The 19,930-nt window shown below is 49.6% G+C and carries 18 protein-coding genes; 4 read left to right on the top strand and 14 right to left on the bottom strand.

The window, feature by feature from the left end; all coding sequences use genetic code 11:
- Nucleotide 1 precedes the first annotated feature (1 nt).
- Nucleotides 2-3,061, bottom strand: a complete 3,060-nt coding sequence (gene ydiJ / locus AC0L4K_RS09700; RefSeq protein WP_473269104.1) for a D-2-hydroxyglutarate dehydrogenase YdiJ — start codon at nucleotides 3,059-3,061, stop codon at nucleotides 2-4.
- Nucleotides 3,062-3,166: 105 nt separating this feature from the next.
- Between ydiJ and AC0L4K_RS09705 the strand changes: the two genes are divergently transcribed.
- A complete protein-coding gene (locus AC0L4K_RS09705) occupies nucleotides 3,167-4,117 on the top strand; it encodes a LysR family transcriptional regulator (protein WP_417222988.1) in 951 nt (316 codons plus the stop codon).
- Between the two features lie 25 nt (nucleotides 4,118-4,142).
- Here the strand turns inward: AC0L4K_RS09705 and AC0L4K_RS09710 are convergent, their stop codons facing one another.
- From AC0L4K_RS09710 to AC0L4K_RS09740, 7 genes are all read right to left on the bottom strand, one after another.
- Nucleotides 4,143-4,703, bottom strand: coding sequence for an acyl-CoA thioesterase (locus AC0L4K_RS09710; protein ID WP_417222986.1), 561 nt, complete (start codon nucleotides 4,701-4,703; stop codon nucleotides 4,143-4,145).
- A gap of 69 nt (nucleotides 4,704-4,772) precedes the next feature.
- Nucleotides 4,773-6,587, bottom strand: coding sequence for an SLC13 family permease (locus AC0L4K_RS09715; RefSeq protein WP_417222983.1), 1,815 nt, complete (start codon nucleotides 6,585-6,587; stop codon nucleotides 4,773-4,775).
- Nucleotides 6,588-6,686: 99 nt separating this feature from the next.
- A complete protein-coding gene (locus tag AC0L4K_RS09720) occupies nucleotides 6,687-7,583 on the bottom strand; it encodes a DMT family transporter (RefSeq protein WP_473269107.1) in 897 nt (298 codons plus the stop codon).
- Between the two features lie 84 nt (nucleotides 7,584-7,667).
- Complete coding sequence (locus AC0L4K_RS09725) at nucleotides 7,668-8,075, bottom strand: GNAT family N-acetyltransferase (RefSeq protein ID WP_473269109.1); 408 nt, start codon at nucleotides 8,073-8,075, stop codon at nucleotides 7,668-7,670.
- Nucleotides 8,076-8,097: 22 nt separating this feature from the next.
- On the bottom strand, nucleotides 8,098-8,967 hold the full coding sequence (locus tag AC0L4K_RS09730; RefSeq protein ID WP_417222976.1) for an AraC family transcriptional regulator: 870 nt from the start codon (nucleotides 8,965-8,967) through the stop codon (nucleotides 8,098-8,100).
- Nucleotides 8,968-9,224: 257 nt separating this feature from the next.
- Nucleotides 9,225-9,536, bottom strand: coding sequence for a chaperone modulator CbpM (locus tag AC0L4K_RS09735; RefSeq protein ID WP_417222974.1), 312 nt, complete (start codon nucleotides 9,534-9,536; stop codon nucleotides 9,225-9,227).
- Nucleotides 9,529-10,470 (bottom strand): DnaJ C-terminal domain-containing protein, encoded by a 942-nt coding sequence (locus tag AC0L4K_RS09740; RefSeq protein ID WP_417222971.1) that lies wholly within the window; start codon nucleotides 10,468-10,470, stop codon nucleotides 9,529-9,531. The genes AC0L4K_RS09735 and AC0L4K_RS09740 overlap by 8 nt, the downstream gene beginning before the upstream one ends.
- Nucleotides 10,471-11,023: 553 nt before the next feature.
- Here AC0L4K_RS09740 and AC0L4K_RS09745 point away from each other — a divergent pair.
- Nucleotides 11,024-12,181: an aminotransferase-like domain-containing protein gene (locus tag AC0L4K_RS09745; protein WP_473269110.1), complete on the top strand. Its 1,158-nt coding sequence runs from the start codon at nucleotides 11,024-11,026 to the stop codon at nucleotides 12,179-12,181.
- A 152-nt stretch (nucleotides 12,182-12,333) separates the two neighbouring features.
- Here AC0L4K_RS09745 and AC0L4K_RS09750 read toward each other — a convergent pair whose 3' ends face one another.
- From AC0L4K_RS09750 to AC0L4K_RS09770, 5 genes are all read right to left on the bottom strand, one after another.
- Nucleotides 12,334-14,850 (bottom strand): MFS transporter, encoded by a 2,517-nt coding sequence (locus tag AC0L4K_RS09750; protein ID WP_473269111.1) that lies wholly within the window; start codon nucleotides 14,848-14,850, stop codon nucleotides 12,334-12,336.
- 161 nt (nucleotides 14,851-15,011) lie between these two features.
- Entirely contained in the window at nucleotides 15,012-15,434 is a 423-nt protein-coding gene (locus AC0L4K_RS09755; RefSeq protein ID WP_473269112.1) for a hotdog fold thioesterase, read from the bottom strand.
- A 103-nt stretch (nucleotides 15,435-15,537) separates the two neighbouring features.
- Nucleotides 15,538-16,323, bottom strand: a complete 786-nt coding sequence (locus AC0L4K_RS09760; RefSeq protein ID WP_473269113.1) for a TSUP family transporter — start codon at nucleotides 16,321-16,323, stop codon at nucleotides 15,538-15,540.
- A gap of 42 nt (nucleotides 16,324-16,365) precedes the next feature.
- A complete protein-coding gene (locus tag AC0L4K_RS09765) occupies nucleotides 16,366-16,878 on the bottom strand; it encodes a M48 metallopeptidase family protein (RefSeq protein WP_417222958.1) in 513 nt (170 codons plus the stop codon).
- Nucleotides 16,875-17,333: a DUF1499 domain-containing protein gene (locus AC0L4K_RS09770; RefSeq protein WP_473269114.1), complete on the bottom strand. Its 459-nt coding sequence runs from the start codon at nucleotides 17,331-17,333 to the stop codon at nucleotides 16,875-16,877. Before AC0L4K_RS09770 ends, AC0L4K_RS09765 begins: the two co-directional genes overlap by 4 nt.
- A 221-nt stretch (nucleotides 17,334-17,554) precedes the next feature.
- Here AC0L4K_RS09770 and AC0L4K_RS09775 point away from each other — a divergent pair, with 221 nt between their 5' ends.
- Nucleotides 17,555-18,439, top strand: a complete 885-nt coding sequence (locus AC0L4K_RS09775; protein WP_473269115.1) for a DMT family transporter — start codon at nucleotides 17,555-17,557, stop codon at nucleotides 18,437-18,439.
- Here the strand turns inward: AC0L4K_RS09775 and AC0L4K_RS09780 are convergent.
- Nucleotides 18,392-18,946: a GNAT family N-acetyltransferase gene (locus AC0L4K_RS09780; protein WP_417222951.1), complete on the bottom strand. Its 555-nt coding sequence runs from the start codon at nucleotides 18,944-18,946 to the stop codon at nucleotides 18,392-18,394. The genes AC0L4K_RS09775 and AC0L4K_RS09780 overlap by 48 nt on opposite strands.
- A 210-nt stretch (nucleotides 18,947-19,156) precedes the next feature.
- Between AC0L4K_RS09780 and AC0L4K_RS09785 the strand changes: the two genes are divergently transcribed.
- Nucleotides 19,157-19,891 carry an XRE family transcriptional regulator gene (locus AC0L4K_RS09785; protein WP_473269116.1) on the top strand — a complete coding sequence of 245 codons (735 nt, stop codon included), beginning with the start codon at nucleotides 19,157-19,159 and terminating at the stop codon, nucleotides 19,889-19,891.
- The last annotated feature ends 39 nt before the right edge of the window (nucleotides 19,892-19,930 follow it).

The raw sequence follows: 19,930 nt of genomic DNA on the forward strand, positions 1-19,930 counted from the left end.
TTTAGCCCTGCTTAACCAATGCCAACAACACTTGGGCTGGGTGACGCAGTTGCTGATTATCCAAGCGTTTCACCTGACTACGGCAGGAATAACCGGTGGCTACCAACTTGCCCGCATTGGCGGGGTCGTTAACCACCTCACTCCAGCTCAGCTCGTAAATTTTACGCGATGTATCATAGTGTTCACTCTCATGGCCGTAAGTGCCCGCCATACCGCAACAACCGGTCGCCTGCAGTTCCAGTGATTGCCCCAATGCCTGAAAGATCTGTTTCCAATCCGCCATCGAGGCCGCCGCAGAGGTTTTCTCAGAACAGTGCGCTAGCAGTTTAAACTCATGTGGGGATAAGCGAGCCCCCGTTTCTGCCAGCAGATCACGATGCTTAACCAGCCACTCCTGAATCAACTCCACCTTAACTTGCTGGCGCGTACCATCATCGACGTATTCTTGGCGATAGGTCAGTGTCATCGAAGGATCGACCCCCACCATCGGAATGCCACTGGTGGCCAGCGTCTGCAACATCTGAGTATTCGCATCGGCGGCTTTATTAAAAGCGGCTTTAAAGCCATGCACATGCAAGGGCTTACCATTCGCCTTAAAGGGCGCCACCAGTACATTGAAGCCGGTACGGTTAAGCAGATCGATCACATCCAGCACCAACTGGGTTTCAAAATAGCTCGTAAAGGCATCCTGAACAATGATCACCGACCGTTCACGCAGATCCGGCGTAATCGCAGATAGATTATCCGGTGTTGCAAATAACACGCCCCGCTTATCCATGCCCTGCTTGAGACTATTAGTGCAGATTGGTGGGCTATCCATCATGCCGACCCAGCGACGAAAGACCGCTTTCATCAGCGTGTTATTCATCATCCAGTTATATGGCGCGGGAAAACGGGCCAAATAAGGGATCATAAACTCCAGCCCACCGACCATATAATCCTTCATCGGCCGGAGATAACGACTGTAATAAGCCTCGAGAAAACGGGAACGGAAATCCGGCACATTCACTTTGATCGGGCACTGGGCAACACAGGATTTACAGGCCAGACAACCCATCATCGCTTCATGGACTTCATTGTTGAAGTCGTATTCTCCCTGTTTCTTTTTCCAGCTATTCTTGATCCGACCCGGCAAACTGCTCATAAAGGAGCCATAACGCGCTTTACGCCCTTCCGCTACAATATCGACGCCCTGCAGGGACATCAGCCGTAACCATTCACGAATCAGAGATGAGCGGCCTTTAGGGGAATGTTTACGTTCCCGAGTGGCTTTCCAAGAAGGACACATCGCATCCTTAGGATCGTAGTTATAACAAGCGCCGTTACCGTTACAGAACATCGCCTGTTTATACTCATCGCGTGCTACCGCCGGAATCTGCCGATCATGCTGGCCGCGGGTCGGTACCGCATCGATTTTCAACAGCTCAGCGCCATCGATCAGCGGCGTACAGATCTTACCGGGGTTCAGCTGGTTAGCTGGGTCAAAAGCACCCTTAATAACTTGTAACTGAGGATACAGTTCACCAAAGAAGGCTGGCGCATATTCAGACCGTACCCCTTTACCGTGTTCGCCCCAGATCAAACCATGATATTTCTGTGTTAGGGCAACCACCCCATCGGAGATCACCCGAATCAGTTTTTCTTCCACCTCATCTTTCATATCGATCGCCGGGCGTACATGCAACACCCCAGCATCCACATGACCAAACATACCATAGGCCAAATTGTGGCTATCCAACAGTTCGCGAAACTCTTTGATATAAGCCGCTAAGTTTTCTGGCGGCACGGCGGTATCTTCAACAAACGGAATCGGCCGTTGTTCGCCTTTACCATTACCCAGCAGGCCAACGGACTTCTTCCGCATACCCCAGATTTTGTTGACTTCAGCGGCGCCCATCACCACGGAATAACCGAACAATTGACCAGGCTCGCCTGAAACACTGTCCAGATAGCTGGTCAGCTTGGCGATCTTCTGCTGCAGTTCATCCTCATCATCACCGGTATACTCGACAAGGTTGATCCCCTGAATCGTCGGCTCGCCTTCCGCTTGGGGGAAGTACGCTTTCACGCTATCCCAAACGATATCGTTCATCGCCAGATTGAGTACTTTGGAGTCAACCGTCTCAATAGAGGTTGGTCCCCAAGCCATGAGTTTGGCGGCGTCTTCGAGAGAGTCCTGAAAACCGGCATATTTGAGATTTACCAAAGCCGAATATTTAGGAATGGGTAAGACATTGAGCTTCGCTTCCGCGATAAAGGCCAATGAGCCTTCGGCACCACAAAGCACCGAATTCAAATTAAAACGCCCTTGTTCATCACGAATATGCGCCAGATCATAGCCGGTCAGACAGCGGTTTAGTTTCGGAAATTTAGCATCGATCAGCTCACGGTGTTCCGTGAAAACCTGATCAACCACCCGATGTACCTCACCGACGCGATCATCACGCTGCTTAATCTGTTCAAGGGTTACGTCATCCAACGGCGCCGAATGCCACAGAGTACCATCGAGAAACACCGAACTGAGTTCCAGCACATGATCTCGGGTTTTACCGTACATGCAAGAACCCTGACCACTGGCATCGGTATTAATCATGCCGCCAATTGTTGCCCGGTTACTGGTGGACAGTTCCGGCGCGAAGAACAATCCATAAGGTTTGAGTGCCGCGTTCAGCTGGTCTTTTACCACACCCCCTTGCACTCTCACCCAACGCTCTTCGGCGTTGATTTCAAGAATCTGATTCATATGCCGTGAGATATCGACAATCAGGCCATCGGTTAACGATTGACCGTTAGTACCCGTACCGCCGCCGCGAGCACTCAAGACAACTTCTTTGAACCTTGGCGTCTCGGCGAGACGGGCCAACACCACTAAATCATCGACGGTGCGCGGAAAAACAACGCCCTGCGGTAACACCTGATAAATACTGTTATCCGTCGACAACACCACTCTGCTTGCATAATCAGGATTAATTTCGCCTTTAAAACCATTGATTTTTAAGACTTCTATAAAATCAAGATAGAGCTGTTCAGTAATGTGTACTTCGGCTATACGTGGAATCATCGATCAACCTGTTACGTCTGGCATATAAATAGGTGGTCATAATGCAGAAATATCATTTATCATTCAAACGATAAAATATGATTAATTAATAGTTTAAAACGATAAATGAATACAAACCTATCGATTCGACACCTACGCGCCTTCGCCGAAGTAGCTTATTGTGGCAGCTTTACCCAAGCCGCCAGCCGGCTACATCTGACCCAATCGAGCCTCACAGCCACCATTAAACAGCTGGAGCAATCGGTCGGTTTAACCCTGTTTGATCGCACCACACGTCGGGTATTGTTAACGCTGCAAGGAGAGCAGTTTCGCCCCGTAGCCGAGAAGCTGATTTCTGATTTCGATACCGCGATCGGTGACCTGCAAGCCATTGCCGGACAGCAACAAGGACAGGTGGCCATTGCCGCCTCGCCTTCGACCATTAGCCGTTTATTACCACCGGTGATCGACGATTATCGACAACAATATCCCGATATCGCGATCTCATTGCGGGATGATAGTGCCGGACAGATAGAGCAGCGCGTACTGGATAATGATGTAGATTTTGGTATTGGCGCCAATCACTCGGCCCATCCGGAACTCAACTATCAGCCGGTACTGTCAGATCGTTATGGGGTAGTTGTACCTACCCGGCACCGATTTAGTGACCTCGCCAGTATTGATTGGCCACAGTTGATTGAAGAAGAATTGTTGTTTCTGTCTGCCGATACCGGCATTCGGGCGCAGCTCAATCAGTTTCGCGAAGCGGGCCAGTTGCAACTGTCAGATCAAAAAGCCATTTTAGAAGTGTCTAACCCCGCCGGCATCGCCGCCCTAATCCGTCAAGGGATTGGTATCTCGGTATTACCCGCACTGGCGGCCAGTACCGAATCGTTCAAAGAACTGCGCTTTATTCCGTTGATAGCACCACCAATGCGGCGAGAGGTCTGCTTAGTCAGTCGTAAAGGCCGCTCCCTCAGCCCCGCCGCCTCGACCCTGTTAAACTTCGCCCGACAACACTTCCTCAGCATGGCGCTACCGCCCTACTTAGAAAGTATCGAGTCAGTGCAGGACTAACCGTTGAATACGCCGGTAGGTGCACTCAGGGCTTATATAGACGGCAATGTTCACCATCGAGGGATTTAATTTCGGTAATCAGATCGAGATTACTACGAATCTTCTTCATTTCAGCCCGATGTTCCGATTTAAGCTGTTTACGGATCTTACCCTCGATAAAGCGTTTAATCTCTTGCTCATCTTCAAGTATTAAGCCCGGTACCGCAATGGGTGCACGGGTCTCTTCATCCATCGCCACCATCGTAAAGTAAGAGGTATTGGTATGCTTGACGATGCCTAAGCGAAAGTCTTCTGAAATCACTTTAATACCGATTTCGAGGGATGAATTACCGACATAATTCACCGACGCCGACAGCGTTAACAGTTCACCCACTTCCACCGGGTTAAGAAAGTTAACCGAATCTACTGACGCCGTGACGCAATAGCCCTTCACATGGGATGCGGCGCAGGTATAAGCGATCTTATCCATCAGCGAAAGAATCACACCACCATGCACTTTGCCGCCAAAATTGGCATATGAAGGCACCATCAACTCTTTCAACACCGTTTGCGATGCTTTTACCGTTCGATACTCACGATCACTCATTATGGCTTAACCTATCATATTGTTATGTTTTGCATGCTGATAATACATTTCTGAGATAAAAATGCAGCGCTAAAAGGGAAAAATCAGAGGCGTCATCAGCAATGTAATCACCATCGACATCACCTGCAGAGGCAAACCCACCCGGACAAAATCGATAAACCGATAGTTACCGGGCACCAACACCAAGGTATTCACCGGTGAGGCGATCGGCGTTGAAAAAGCGGTTGAGGCGGCTATCGCGACGGTCATCATAAACGGCTCTGGATTCATCCCTAGCCCCTGAGCAATGGCAATCGAGATAGGCGCAATTAGCACGGTCGTAGCAGTATTGGAGATAAACTGACTCAACACCGAGGTCAGCACAAATAATGCCCCACAGATCAGTATCGGAGTACTTGCCCCAAGTAGTGACAGCAATGCCGCCACAATAAACTCTAGCCCACCACTTTTTTGCATCGCCAATGCCAGTGGCAGCATCCCGGCAATCAGCACCAAGCTGCTGCCGTTTAACGATTTATAGGCTTCATTCATGGTGATACAACCACTCATGATCATTGCCATCGCTGCGAGTAAGATCGCCGCTAAGCTCGATACCACCCCGCTGATCATTAACGCCAACATCGCCAGCATAATCAGCAACGCTACCGGAGCATGCCCCCAACGGGCTGAGGTTTCGGTCATCTCGGCCGGAGTTTCCAAAACTACAAAATTATGCCGCTCTTCTAGGGCCTCGATATAGCGCCAACCGCCGGCTAACAGCAGTGTGTCGCCGAACTGCAGTGGTTCACCATTAAAACGGGTACTTAACGGTTTGCCATCCCGTAACACGCCGATAACACTAAGGTTATACTGCTCACGAAAACGGCCATCTTTAATGGTTTTGCCGATCATCGGTGAGCGGTTATGCAGCATCACTTCGGCCACCCCAAACTCTTTGTCCATACGGCTGCGTTCATCATCGGGAAAGCCGAAAAACAGACAGCCGGTTTGGATACATAGCGCTTCAACCCCCTCCGCCTCGCCATAAGCTAACAAGACATCACCGCCGGCAATCACGGTTTCACTGAGAACCGGCATCAGCGAGGACACCAGCTTACCGTCTCGGCGAATAGCAAATACGGTGACCTCAAAGCGGGTTCTTAACAACATATCCGAGACCGTATTGCCAACCAGCTCAGAATCCTGCCTCACCCGTAAACGATAGAGATTATTTTCAATACCGTAACGTTCGGCAAACTCTTTTAAGTGTGGATGAGTTGCTTCCCTCACGCCCGCTTCAGGCAATAACTTAGGTGCAATAAACACTAAATAAAGCGTACCAAAAACAAGAATCACAGCCCCGATGGGGGTGAAATCGAAGAAACCAAAGGGAGCCAGCCCCGCCGTTTGTAATTGGGTGCTGGCGACCATATTGGGTGGCGTACCGATCAGCGTCATCATCCCCCCGATCAACGAAGCAAATGAGAGCGGCATTAACAGATGTGAAGGCTGTAACTTAGCCGAGCGGCAGATACTCAGAACCACGGGGATAAACAGTGCGACGGCGCCGGTTGAGCTCATCACGGCCGACATGCCGGCCACCACCGGAATCAACACCAGCAGCAAACGCTTTTCGCTCTGGCCTCCCATGCGCATAATCCAAGCACCTACGGCGGCGGCCACCCCGGTACGAAATAATCCTTCGCCAACGATAAACAAACCAGCAATCATCACCACCAGAGACTGACCAAATCCAGATACGGTTTCGGCGGGGGTGATAATACCGGACAAGGCCAAGACCACCACAACCATCATAGCCACCATATCCATACGGATACGATCCCAGATAAACAGGCCGATCGTGATCAGCAGCAGAGCAAACACAAAGATCATTTCAATATTCACGGCACATCCACACGCCTACAAACGTGTTATTCAGATTCGATTTTAACGATGACTTAACGATCTGGGTTTAGATGCCGGCAAACGGTTGATTCGCCTGACCTAATCCAACTGCCGGGTTGAGGGTTTCAACACCAGATAGACGCCAAATACTGTGATAAAGATCGCCCCTATTTGTAACCAGTTTAGCGCTTCACCGAACAGCAGCCAGGCTTCAACCGAGGTAACAGGCGGTACTAGGTAAAAATAACTAGCGACGCGGGCTGATTCGCCTTCGCGAATCATAAACATCAACAGTAAAATCGCCGAGATCGACAAGCCAAACACCAACCAGCCAAGAGACAGCATCAGCGTGAGATTCCATTCAACATGACGTTCCTCAAATACAAACGCCAGAATTCCCATCAGCAGCGCTGTCGACAGGTACTGCCAGATCGCGCCGGTTAGTAGGTCGACCTGGCCGCCAAATTTTTTCTGATACAGTGTGCCTACCGAGATCGCCACAAGGGCAACAATAACGGCCAAGGCCGCCTCGGGCCGTATCACCATCGCCTCACTCTGCTGACCACTCAACAGAATCAGTGTGACCCCTGCCAGCCCCAGAAAGAGCCCGCTCCACTGCACTACACGTAATCGCTCACCGAGCCATTGCCAGCCAATCAGGGATGTTAACAGCGGCTGTAGTCCAACAATAATGGCAGCAATACCCGCAGGCATATCCAGTTTAATCGCAGCAAATACTCCCCCCAGATAACAACCATGCACGAGCAAACCGGTCACCGCCTGATGCCCTCCCTGCTTTAGGCTCGGCCAGCGAGAGCGGTAGACAAATGCCAATGCAAGAAACACCACTAAGGTCATCAGCATACGGACAAAGAGCAGATAAAAGGGTTCGATATAGGGCAACGCATACTTCGCGCCTATAAACCCCGTACTCCAGAGTAAAACAAACAACAAAGGCACTAAGCGTGTCAGTCGGGGATAGCTCAAACAATTCACCTGTCAGTTTAACCGAAACGGTAAGAAACCCCAGACGCTAGCGGCCGGTAAAACCTTACCGCATCTCGGGGTGATAATTAGGACCTAATGATCCGTTCCACTGTAGATCCACATCGGTTCAGTTTCACCGGCACGACTAAAACCCAGCGCGGCATAGAAACCGACAGCAGCACCATCGGCAACCAGCATCTGCTGATGAAAGCCCTGATAAGGCTGTTGTAACACCTGCATCATTTGTTTAGCAACCCCTTGGCGCTGATATTCCGGCATCACTAACAGGTGCGGATAATAAACCACCAAATGACCATCTGAGAGCGCATTGCCCAAACCAACCAACTGTCCATCGACTCTGGCGGTCACCAAGGTATGGGACGCGGCTAATGCAGCCATCAGTTGCACCGGCTTATCGGCGGCAGACCAACCATTAGCTCGGTACAACCGCAGCACCTCTTCTTGTTCGGGTCTATCCGTCGAGCTTATGGCTATATTCACAATGCCCCCTTAAGCGGTCTGATTAATAAAAAGATACCGGCTGATAATAATACAATTCGAATCGTTCTTGGGGATCAATAAACTGATTTCGCTGATATTCTGTAAAGGCGGGTGAGGCGCCGGTCTTGAGACCTGAACTCGCTAACCATTCATCCTGCAGACGATTGATCCAGGGTAACAGCTCGCCATATTGGCCGGTAAATTTAAACCGGGCATGTAATCCACCCGGAATCACCATGGCGTTAATCATGCCCCGTCGAGGAATCGGGCTATCAACCCCTAAACAAGCCACATAGCGACATCGGTCTAAAGGGGTCCAAGCAGGGTTCGAATGATGCAGGCCAATTTGATGAGTAAAGGGACGCTGCTCCGCCGCTGCCCACGCCTGCAACACCTGCCAAGCCGTGCGAATCGAGCGGTCATAGCCCAGATGCCGAACATAGGCGACCGGTTGATCCTCAAGCTCGATCAGATCCGGTTGCGGCAGCGGTAACAACGCCACTTTTTGTGCACCGGCTGCGATCTCCGGGTCACTCAAGTAGGGCTCGCGGCGCAGGCGCTCTTGTTTGCGCCAGCGTCCCGGCGTCACACCAAACTGCTCACTGAACACCCGAGTAAAGGAGGCTAATGAGTTATAGCCGCACTTCAACGCGATATCGCGCACCGATGTGAGTGGTTCAAACATCAATAAATTTGCCGCATGTTCAAGCCGAACGCGGCGAACATAACGATGCAGTGATTCGCCAGTAACTGCCTTAAATAAACGGTGAAAGTGCTGCTCGGAATAGGCTGCGACCTGAGCTAATCCGGCACCCGTCAACGGCGCACTCAGGTCACGATGAATTTGGTGCAACACATCATTAATACGAGCTTTCTGTTGGACACTGGGCATGGGCAATTATCTATTCAAAGGCTTAGAGATTAAAGCTGGATACTGAGTATTGATATTAAGCATTGAGTCACGGCGTATTCAGCGACGCTGAAAACAAAATGCCCCATTGATGACAGCACGCCAGCATCAATGGGGCCGAGGATGGTTATTTAACAGGGCGATCTTTAGGTTAACGGCTCGAGTATCTATGATGAGCCAACACCGCTCCGCCCTATTGTTTACCGATAGACGACTGAATCAGTATCACATTAACGCCGTTAGGTTACATCGTTCACAAAGCGATCAAGCTGCATTTTCAAACATTGATTCTCACGAAGCAAGGCATCTTTTTGCTTCAACAAATCAATCACAATAGCAATGGATACCCAATCAATATCAAGGTCATGGTACAGGCGAATCGCTTTTTTCATCCAATGCACGCTGTTTAACTCAAACATCCAGTCATTGGTGTCCTGTCCCGCCGAGGGCGCGGCAATACCATGTTCAACCACCTCGATAACCATGGTTTCAGTGATACCTTCCTGGACGCATAGTTCTTGCAATGAAACTCTTAAGACGATATCAGACATTGTTTTTCTCCCACTCGGCTCTGGGATCAAAAGCTGATAGGCCGGACAATTTTTGCCACAATGCTTTTGATTCTTCGTTGGTATGCTCAGGTATCACAATCTTGAAAATCACATAGAGATCGCCAACGCCATTTTTCATTGGCAGGCCCTTCCCTTTAATACGCATTTTTTTACCCGCTTGGCTATTCGGCGGCACCGTTAAACTGATCTTACCGGTTAGCGTGGGTAAATTGACTTTTGCACCTAACGCCGCCTCCCAAGGGGCAATCGGCACCGTGATCAATAAGTTATGTCCTTCAACATCGAAGATAGGATGAGGGACTATACGAATATGTATATAAAGATCACCGCTTGGCGCATCACCCTGTCCGGGGGCACCCTGTCCTTTTAAGCGAATCCGTGCACCATCGGCAACCCCTTTCGGGATTTTCACTTTAAGTGATTTTTTAACTTCAGTGACTCGGCCATCAACAAAGGCTGGCATGCGATATTCAATTGGCTTCTTCACATCGGCAATGATGTCTTCCAAAAATACCGGCATTTCAACTTCAACATCCTGACCCCGTGCTGCCGTTTGTTGAAAGTCACTATAACCCTGAAAACCACCGCCACGATTACCAAAGGCTGAACTGAAAAAGTCCGCAAAATCGCCTTCAAAATCACTGGATGATGGTCCCCGCTGCCCTCTTGGCGGCTCATAGCCTTGTTCCCGCTGGCCACCATAACGTCGTAATTCATCATACTCAGCTCGGCGTTCAGCATTTTTCAATACCTCATAGGCCTCGGCAACTTCTTTAAATTTATCTTCGGCTCCCGGTTCCGGGTTCACATCGGGGTGATATTGACGGGCCAACTTACGATAAGCCGTTTTAATGGTTTTCGCATCGGCATCCGGCTCGACACCAAGCAATGCGTAATAATCTTTAAATTCCATAACACCTTCCATGTATGCCATTGGCTGAGACAAAACCCATGTCTAGCCGCATTGTTAACACCACTATAACCCTAGTTTGCATCTTTAAGTCGGCGCTCATAGCAAAGACGCTATATAAACCTCTTTTTAGTGCACTTAACAAACGACTGTGGTGGTCATTTCATCCGACACAATGGCCATCGACTTTGTATGTTTATTATTCTAAGACCATCAACCTGCCGTTGCATAGCCCTCAGTTAGGTTAATGACAGCCTGGATGACATGCCGCAAAAAAGAGCGCTTAACAATTTAACGACTTAGCTCTGTAGAGTTCCGGTCTAGCCCTTATTTCGCGCCACAACGATTCACCATCGAAGCCAAAAGCAGATTAAAAATAAGCATAAATGGACAATAAGCAGATCATAAATAGATAACTATTGCGATAACCTCAGGCATACACTCTGATAACGCCCTACAGCACAATCTCGATAATGGCTCAGCCCATCAGATCGAATTAACGCTCACGACGACCACTCAACCTTTTCCCATACCACTACCGCACCAGGAACGGATCATGAAGTTTGCACGTAACGCCCAGTCGCTAGATGCTTCCTATATCAGAGAGATTCTCAGCGCCGCCAATCAACCCGAAATGATATCAATGGCCGGAGGGTTACCCGCCTCCTCTTTACTACCGGTTGAACTGGTCAGGGCAACATGTGAATCCTTGGCGGACAATAGCCACCTATTTCAGTATGGCAATAGCCAAGGTTTTGGCCCGCTGTTAGATACCTTACAGCGCAGCTCAAAGACACAGAATCCTTGGCTTATCTGCAATGGTAGCCAGCAAGCGCTCGATCTTATTGCCCGGGCGTTACTCGAACCCGGCGATCAGGTGATCGCCGAAATGCCGGCTTACTTGGGTGCCCTGCAGGTATTCCAGTTATCGGGCATTAAGGTTTGTCCGTTAATGAGCAGTACTAGCGGACCAGACTTGGATCAGTTGGAAAGCTATCTTAAAGGCGGCAACATTAAGCTATTTTATAGCGTACCGGATTTTCATAATCCCACCGGACGGGTATGGTCGACCGAGACCCGTATAGCGGTCGCTAAACTCTGCCGTCATTATGGCGTCACCTTGGTTGAAGACGCCCCTTACCGTGAATTAAGGTTTGCCGGTGAACAACTCGACACTGTCAGTGAACACTGCCCAGAACTCAGCATCAGCTTGAAGTCATTTTCCAAAATTGGCTTTCCGGGTCTTAGAGTCGGCGCCATGAGTGGTCCAGCAGACTTTATCGCCGTAGCTGAACGGATTAAACAAGCAACCGATCTACACACCGGCATACCTCAACAGGCGATGATTGAGGCGCTGTTAAACCACCCTGAATTTAGCGAGCATCTAACGCGACTGCGGCAAGGATATCAAAGCCGTTATCAGCACCTTAGCGATGCATTACAGCAACAATTGGGGGATTTGGTACAGTTTGATACCGTAGAGGGTGGCATGTTTGTTTGGTTAACACTGACACAGGGCAACAGCAGTGACGTAGCCGCCCGCGCGTTACAGCATAAACTGGCGGTAGTACCGGGAGCAGCGTTTTATCCCGCCGATATGGCGCTTGAAAACAGCGCGCTAAGACTGAATTTCAGCAACACCGACCCGGCGCTATTCCCGGAAGCGGTCAACCGCCTAGCTCAAGCACTTCAGCCTATGGCGTTAACGGCCTAACCGGCACGAAAAAAAGAGGATCAATTCTGCGGTGCACTCCGCAGAATTGATCCTCTTTTAGTTTCAACGCTAAATTCCTATTAACGGGGCTAGATTAACTCACCCCTTAACTCAACCCATTGACTATGCACTAACTAAACACCCATTAACCGTTAGGGTTTATCGCTGTTTTTATCAATTGAGTTAACCCACTCTCCTTCACGGGATTCATCACCCGAACTGATGGCATCAACCACTTCTGATGCTGCCTCTGGGATGGTTTCAACCACCGCTACGGCAACATCTTCAGCATTTTCGGGGGCCACTTCACTCAAGCGGTTGACTAGCTCAACCGCATCATCGACCTCGGTGTTTGAATCATCGCTAACACTATTATCTTCTGTCTGATAACTTTCGTGTAACTGTCGTGCCACTTCGGCGGCCACATACTGCGCACTCTCCGGCACTGCTTCAACGATCTTCACCGCGAGATTCAAGGACATTTCCGGCGATAGCTCTGACATTCGTGTCAACCACTCAATCGCTTTCTGATGCTCATCTTCGTCAGTATCGACCTCAACAGCAGCCTCATCCACAGGCTCGCCATTAGCCTCCGGTTCGGCCTCAACGTCAGACTCCTCGACCGCAGACAGATACTCTTCGGTGACCTCAAACATCGCCTCGGGCACCGCTTCAACAACGGTGGCAGCAACATCCATCGCCTGCTCGGGCGCGGCTTCTGAGATTCTGGATACCCATTCGATCGCATCTTGATAGTCACCCTCATCATCATTTGCATCACTACTTGATGATTGAGCTGAGGTTTCCGCCGTATCCGTAGCTGACTCCGCGTCATACCCGGCCATATATTCTTCGGTCATCGCAACCGCAGTTTCAGGAACAGATTCGGCCATCGTCACCGCGATATCCAATGCCTGATCAGGGTTAGCTTCCCACAGTTCCGTCGCCATATTCAGAGCATCCGACTCACTGGTATCATCTTCCCTATCCGCCGGACGTATAGCTTCACGCTCTTCGGCAATCAGGCGGGCATAATATTCCGCTACCTGAGTCGCCGATTCCGGCGCAGAGTCAACCGCAATCCGAGCCATCTCAATACGCATATCAGGGAACACCCGGCCCACTTCAATCGCCACAGGAATCACCTGCTGGGGATACCACTCGGCCAAACGCGACACCAGATCTGCAGCCAGCTCAGGCTTAGCCTTTACAATCGCTTGGGTAATTTCCAGGATCTGATAGGGGGCCGCTTCCTTCATCACTTCATACAGACGCATCACATCAATACCGGGCACTTTCGCTACGGCCGCGGCGACTTCAGTACCCTTCTCTGGATTTTTAAGGGTCAAGGCACGGGCTAATCTAACCGCTGCCGCAGGATCCGACTCAGCAATACTGATAGCCAATTCAGCTTCAGAACTCAGTTGTGCTTCAGGTTCGCTATACTCCATCCGTGGATCAAGGTGTACTGAGGTCGATAATGCTTCACTCTGCATAACGAAGCCTTCCTGATCCGCCACCGGCAAGGCCTTTCTGACCGTCATCCGGTAGATGGTAAACAGTGCCAAACACATTTGCGCCGCCGCAATGCAGTAGAACAAGCTAGCACTGCCATACGCCGCCATCAGTAAGGATGCAGTATAGGGACCAATCGCCCCGCCGAGACCAAAGGCCAACAGCATGCTGCCCATCGCCGATACCATTTCGGTTTTTTTCAGCTTATCGAATGCTTCCGCCACACTTAACGGGTAGTAACAGGCGACAATCCCCGAGGTGATACCACACAACACAAACAGTGCCACGATCATCTCCATCGCCGCTAATGGCACAATCGCAATCGCCAGCACCGATGATACCAACAACAACCCTAGCAATACGGTTCGTCGGTCAAACCGGTCGGACAACATACCCACCGGAAACTGCAATAGGAATGCCCCAAGGATCGCGCACCCCATAAACAGGGATAGCTGAAAACCACTGATATGATATTCAGCGGCAAACACCGGCAACAGGTTAAATAATGCCGAATACACCGCACCCGCCGTTAGACAGGTAACGACACCCAGCGGCGATACTCTGAATAATGAGATGATCGACATCGGCGCCACAGTTTCAATAATCGGCCCCTTCTCACTGCTAAACAACACCGGCAGTGTAGCTAGACAGAAAAGAATCCCCACCAACACAAACAACGTGTTATCGGATGGATCGGCAATGCCCATCAAGAATTGGCCACAAAACAAACCGGTCATAATACAGGCGTTATACACGGCCAACATTTTGCCTCGGGTCTCTTCGGTTGCCGTGTCACTGAGCCAGCTTTCCATCGCCGTCAACAGACTGGCATGGCTAAAACCAAGCAAAACCCTTAACACACCCCAAAGCAGCGCGTTCGCATCTAAGGTAAACGCCAAAATACAGATCGCTTCAATCGCCAAACTACCGGCAAATACCCGTATATGGCCAACCCGTTTAACCAACTGTTTACTGTAAATCGCACCGGCGAACATACCCACAAAATACATGGACAACACCAAACCGATGGTGTCCGTGGACATACCTTCCAGTCCCATCCGCGATGGCACCAGAATATTCATCAGGCCGATACCCAGATAAAGGATAATACAGCTGCTCAGTAGAGCGATTAATGACAACAGGGTTTTACGCACGAAGCATCTCTCTTCAACTGTATTATTTGACAGTTGAAACTCAGGTTAGAAAAATAAAAAAAGCCGGCAAATTGGCCGGCTTGTTAAGCTGTCAGTCTAACACCCAAAATCGGCCATATATACCCTTTTGAAGCCAATTTTAGATGAAAAAAATAATTACTCTATTTTTCTAAAACCGCCATGGTTATGCGGGATGCACAGATACCTTTATCGTTCTCATCCACGATGCGAATATCCCACACTTGGGTCGAACGACCGATATGCACAGGCGTGGCTTTACCATACACATGGCCGGTACGAATGCCCGACAAATGATTGGCATTGATTTCAAGCCCGACGCAGCGATGCCCCGGTTCGGCGGCTAACTGAGCCGCCACACTACCCAGCGTTTCAGCTAACACAACCGAAGCCCCACCGTGTAATAAACCCATCGGCTGATGGGTACGGCTATCGACCGGCATAGAGGCACAGATGTAGTCATCCCCCACTTCGGTGATTTGAATGCCAAGATGCTCAACCAAGGTGTTTTTGCTAAAGGTCTGTAACGCCTCAACGCTCATCTCTGTTTTCCAAATCGACATCATTTTCCCCTATAAATCAATTACTCTAACCACTTACCCTACTGGAGAAAATAACATATCCCCGCAATTTAATGACAACAACGCCCAGCCCATCACCCGCCGAGATTTATGTCATCAGGGTTTTCATAAGCCCCAAACTACTCACCAAGATCAGCACCGTGCCCAGCACCCGATAAAATACTTGCGTGTCCGCACTCATCAGTTTGCTATGCACCTGCTGACCAAACAGATGGCCAATATAGGCACAGGGCAACAACCAAAGATGATGCATCAGTTGCAGATCAACGCCGGCGACAACAAAGGAGCTCAGTTTGATCACCACCAAAATAAACCAAAGCACAAACAGCGTATCGCGTAATTTTTCACGGCTCACGTGGGCTGCAAATACCGCAGCTATCAAAGGCGCGCCAATTAACGAGGTGCCGCTGACATAGCCACCGAGTACCATAAAGAAGATATCCAAGCCACGATGATTGCTTTTGAAAGGCCGGTTAAGCACATAGCTAATAGCATAGGCGATCACAATGACATAGATAATGGCGCTCATCAGCGAACCCGACAGGGTTAGCAGCCCGAAGATGCCGATCATTTTCGGTACAATCATAATCAACAGCGCGTAACGTAGATAACGCCAATCGATGGTCGATTCTGCCGCTTGGTCCTTAATGGCAGCCTGCTGCACCCGTTGGCGACTTTGCCAAGTGATCAGCAGTGAAAACACCATCAGATGCACACCAATAATGGGCAAAAAAACCAACGGGTCATCAATAATCAGGAGCAAAAACGGCAGGGTCAAAACCGCCCCACCAAAGCCCAGTCCAGAACGAATAAAGCCGCTCCAAATAAACAGCAAGCCAATCAGAATATATTGGTAGAGCTGGAGATCAGCCATCGGTCACCTTAGAAAACGATAATGAATATTTTGCACGTTGCTTCAGTCGAGCGGCCCAAACAGCTCGAGACAGGTTAGGTAGAGTCGCAGATCTAACTCCAGTTGATGATAATCCGGCTCCATATACTGACAGAGGTTATAAAAAGCACGGTTATGTTCCTTCTCCCGAATATGCGCCAACTCGTGCACCACGATCATGCGTAAAAAAGGCTCGGGGGTCTGCTTAAATAACGAGGCGATACGTATCTCTTTTTTAGCCCGCAGCTTATTACCCTGAACCCGTGAGATATGGGTATGCAGCCCGAGTGCATTGTGAATCACATCAATACGGTCGTCATACTCTACTTTACTGATAGGGGCTGATTTTTTTAGATGGGTGTTTTTTAACGCAAGCGTATATTGATACAACGCTTTAGAGGATGCCACCGAATGCTTGCCCTGATAACGCTTACGTAGATAGTCCGGCAACTTACCGGTATCGATCAATTGCCCCGCTTGCTGTTGCAGCTCAGGTGAATAGCCCGTGAGGTAATCAGTTTTGTTGCTACGGCTCATTCCTGCTGCTCCAAGCGTTGCCGTATTACTTCAACCCGCTGCCGATTCACACCCATATCGGAGTAGCCAACCCGAGAGGCTGCACGCACATGAATCACCGCTGCGGGGCGATCTAACAACAGTTCGAGATCATCGACAAAACCAAACAGTGACGAGCTAAATTCTGCCGCCAGATAATCGCTATCTTGGCTAATAATCCGCCCGCCTAGGTGCTCAATAATGGTTGCGATAGACGCTAAATCCGCCGCGTTAAGCGGTGCAATATAATGCGCCTTATCCGTTTGTGCTGCACTACACACCGCATTGGGCTTCATCGGGCAAGCCGTTAGTACACCATTCACCAAGCCCGGTGGCGTTTGCCCACGAGATTTAATCCCTTGCAGGGCAAAGTATCCCGCTACAATGGCCATCGCTAACAGCACAATTACGCCGCCGATCATCATATACTGCTTCATAAATATCCTTACGCCTTAGCGCTTAACCGATAAAAAGCGACACGTGCTTGAGCTTAACAAAGTTAACCCGTACCGAGCGAACAAAATCCTATTTTTTACGCCTCAAACATAGGACCAATCAGGCTAGAAATCATCGCTAACCGGTTGGCTAGATTACAGCTTTAGCCCTAAGACTAGTATAAACTAGCGCGCTTTCCCGTTATTAACTGCAGACCGACATCGTGCTTACTCCACAACTGATCAACTGGCTTCTACTTGGCTTCCTCGTCATCACCTGGGGCTCGTCCTTTATGGTGACCTCCATCGCTCTACAAGGTGGGCTGTCCGCACTGACCATCACCATCTCGCGGATCGGTCTAGGCGCAATCGTCATCGTTCTATTTGCCTATTCTCGAGGCCTACGACTGCCGCGGGATGTAAAGAGTTGGGGTAGCTTTATGCTGCTTGGCTTATTTGGCAGCGCCCTGCCCTTTATCCTGATTACTTGGGGACAGCGTTCAGTTACCTCGGCTAGCACCGGAGTGTTGATGTCGGTGATGCCCTTCGTCACCATGCTGATCGCTCACTACTTCGTCACCGGTGAACAATTAAACCGCTATAAACTCTTAGGCTTTGCGGTCGCCTTTAGCTGCGTGACGGTGCTGCTCAACCCCTTTGGCGCTGGCAGTATCGACTTATTAGGCGCGCTGGCGATTCTTGCCGCTGCTAGTAGTTATGCCATCAATACCGTACTGATCAGATTACTGCCTACCTTTAATCCGTTAATCGGCGGTGCGGGGATGATGATCTGTGCATCGGTACTGGTGCTGCCCTTTGTGATCTTCAATGGCCAAAATATTATTCATGAGATTTCATTGCTGGCGACTCCCAGCGCGGTCTTTTCGGTGATGTGGCTCGGCTTAATGCCTGCCGGTGTTGCCTCGATCGTCTACTTCATCGTGGTTAACCGCGCAGGCCCAAGCTTTTTATCCAACTGTAATTTCTTGATCCCCGTGGTGGCCTATTTCGCCGGCACTCTGATTCTCGGTGATGACGTACCACCGAGTAGCCTATTTGCCTTAATCGGCATTTTGACCGGTATCGTGTTGACCCGTATTCAGCGGTGAAGGATGTCGATAGATCAACGCCTCTTTGTCGCGAAAGATAAACTTACGTTCGAGGGTTGCGCCCACCGCTAATGCCAGTTTACGTGACGCTTGGTTTTGCTCAAAGATCAGGCTGATCAGATGCAGTTCGGGTAGATAAGTCGCCGCCAAAGCGCGCACGGCTAAGGCCGCTTCTGCAGCATACCCCTGACCACTATAGCCGGGAATTAACGACCACATAATTTCCGGCTCAGGCCAGTCACCGGGATACCACAGACCCACCAGCCCAATAATTGTTCCGCTGTCTTTAAGCTTTACCGTATAAGGGCCATAGCCGTGTATTTCCCAATGGCCAATCAATGCGGCCACGATACGCCAGCTCTCCCCCTCGCTTAAAGGGCGACCGGTGGTATAGCGGGTCGATTCTTCATCTTTGTAAAACTGGTGCAATGCAGACCAATCATCGATAGTGGTTTTTTCCAGCACTAAGCGTTCAGTGCTCAAGGATGCGGGGATTTTATAGGTCACATCTGTTCCTTATTATTCTCAGGCGATAACAGCCCTTTCGCTGTTTAACATTGATAAAATTAAACCATTTTGCAAGGAAAAGACAGACCACATAGATAACGGTATAAATATAAAGGAATTCCTCTTTATTAAATTGCGGGCAGATATCCACCGGGGTTTATGCTAAAAACAGGTTTTGAATATCATCATTGAGTGGATGCAAAAAATCTTATGGCGCAGGCAGCAGCACTGGTTCAAACCCTGAAGAAACAGCTAAAGGCTCAGGGAAAGACATATATCGATGTTGCCGAGGCCTTGCAACTCAGTGAGGCCTCAGTGAAACGGCTGTTTTCGGAACAGAACTTTACCCTGCAACGACTCGAGATTATTGCCGACCTTGCCGGGTTAGAATTGACCGGCTTATTTAAGTTGATGGCACAGGAACAGCAGCGACTGACACAGCTCACCCGAGAACAGGAGCAAGAGATCGCCTCCGACCTTGAGCTGCTGCTGATTGCCGTCAGTGTGATCAATGGATTTGGCTTTAAGGATATTGTTGACCATTACGCCATCAGTGAACTCGACTGTATCCGCAAACTCGCACAACTGGATCGCCTACGGTTTATCGAGCTACAGCCCAACAACCGTATTAAACTGTTAATCGACCCTAATTTCACCTGGCTACCCAATGGCCCGATTCAACAGTTTTTCCAGCAAAAGGTCGAACAAGACTTCTTTCAGTCTCGGTTTGATAAAAAACATGAAAAGTTGATCGTGCTCAACGGCGTTCTCACCCCAGAGGCCAACCTAGCCATGCAGAAAAAAATGGAACGGATCGCCGAAGAGTTTAATAGTCTGATTCGAGATGACTACCCCCTACCCATGGATCAAAAGCATGGTAATACAATGGTGCTCGCGATACGACAGTGGCAATACAGCTTGTTTAAGCACTACCGCAAAGAATAAACCTCACCGTATTTCTGGCCTATTTATCTCGGTTAACTC

It is taken from the genome of Amphritea sp. GJ51-11, from assembly GCF_055808735.1.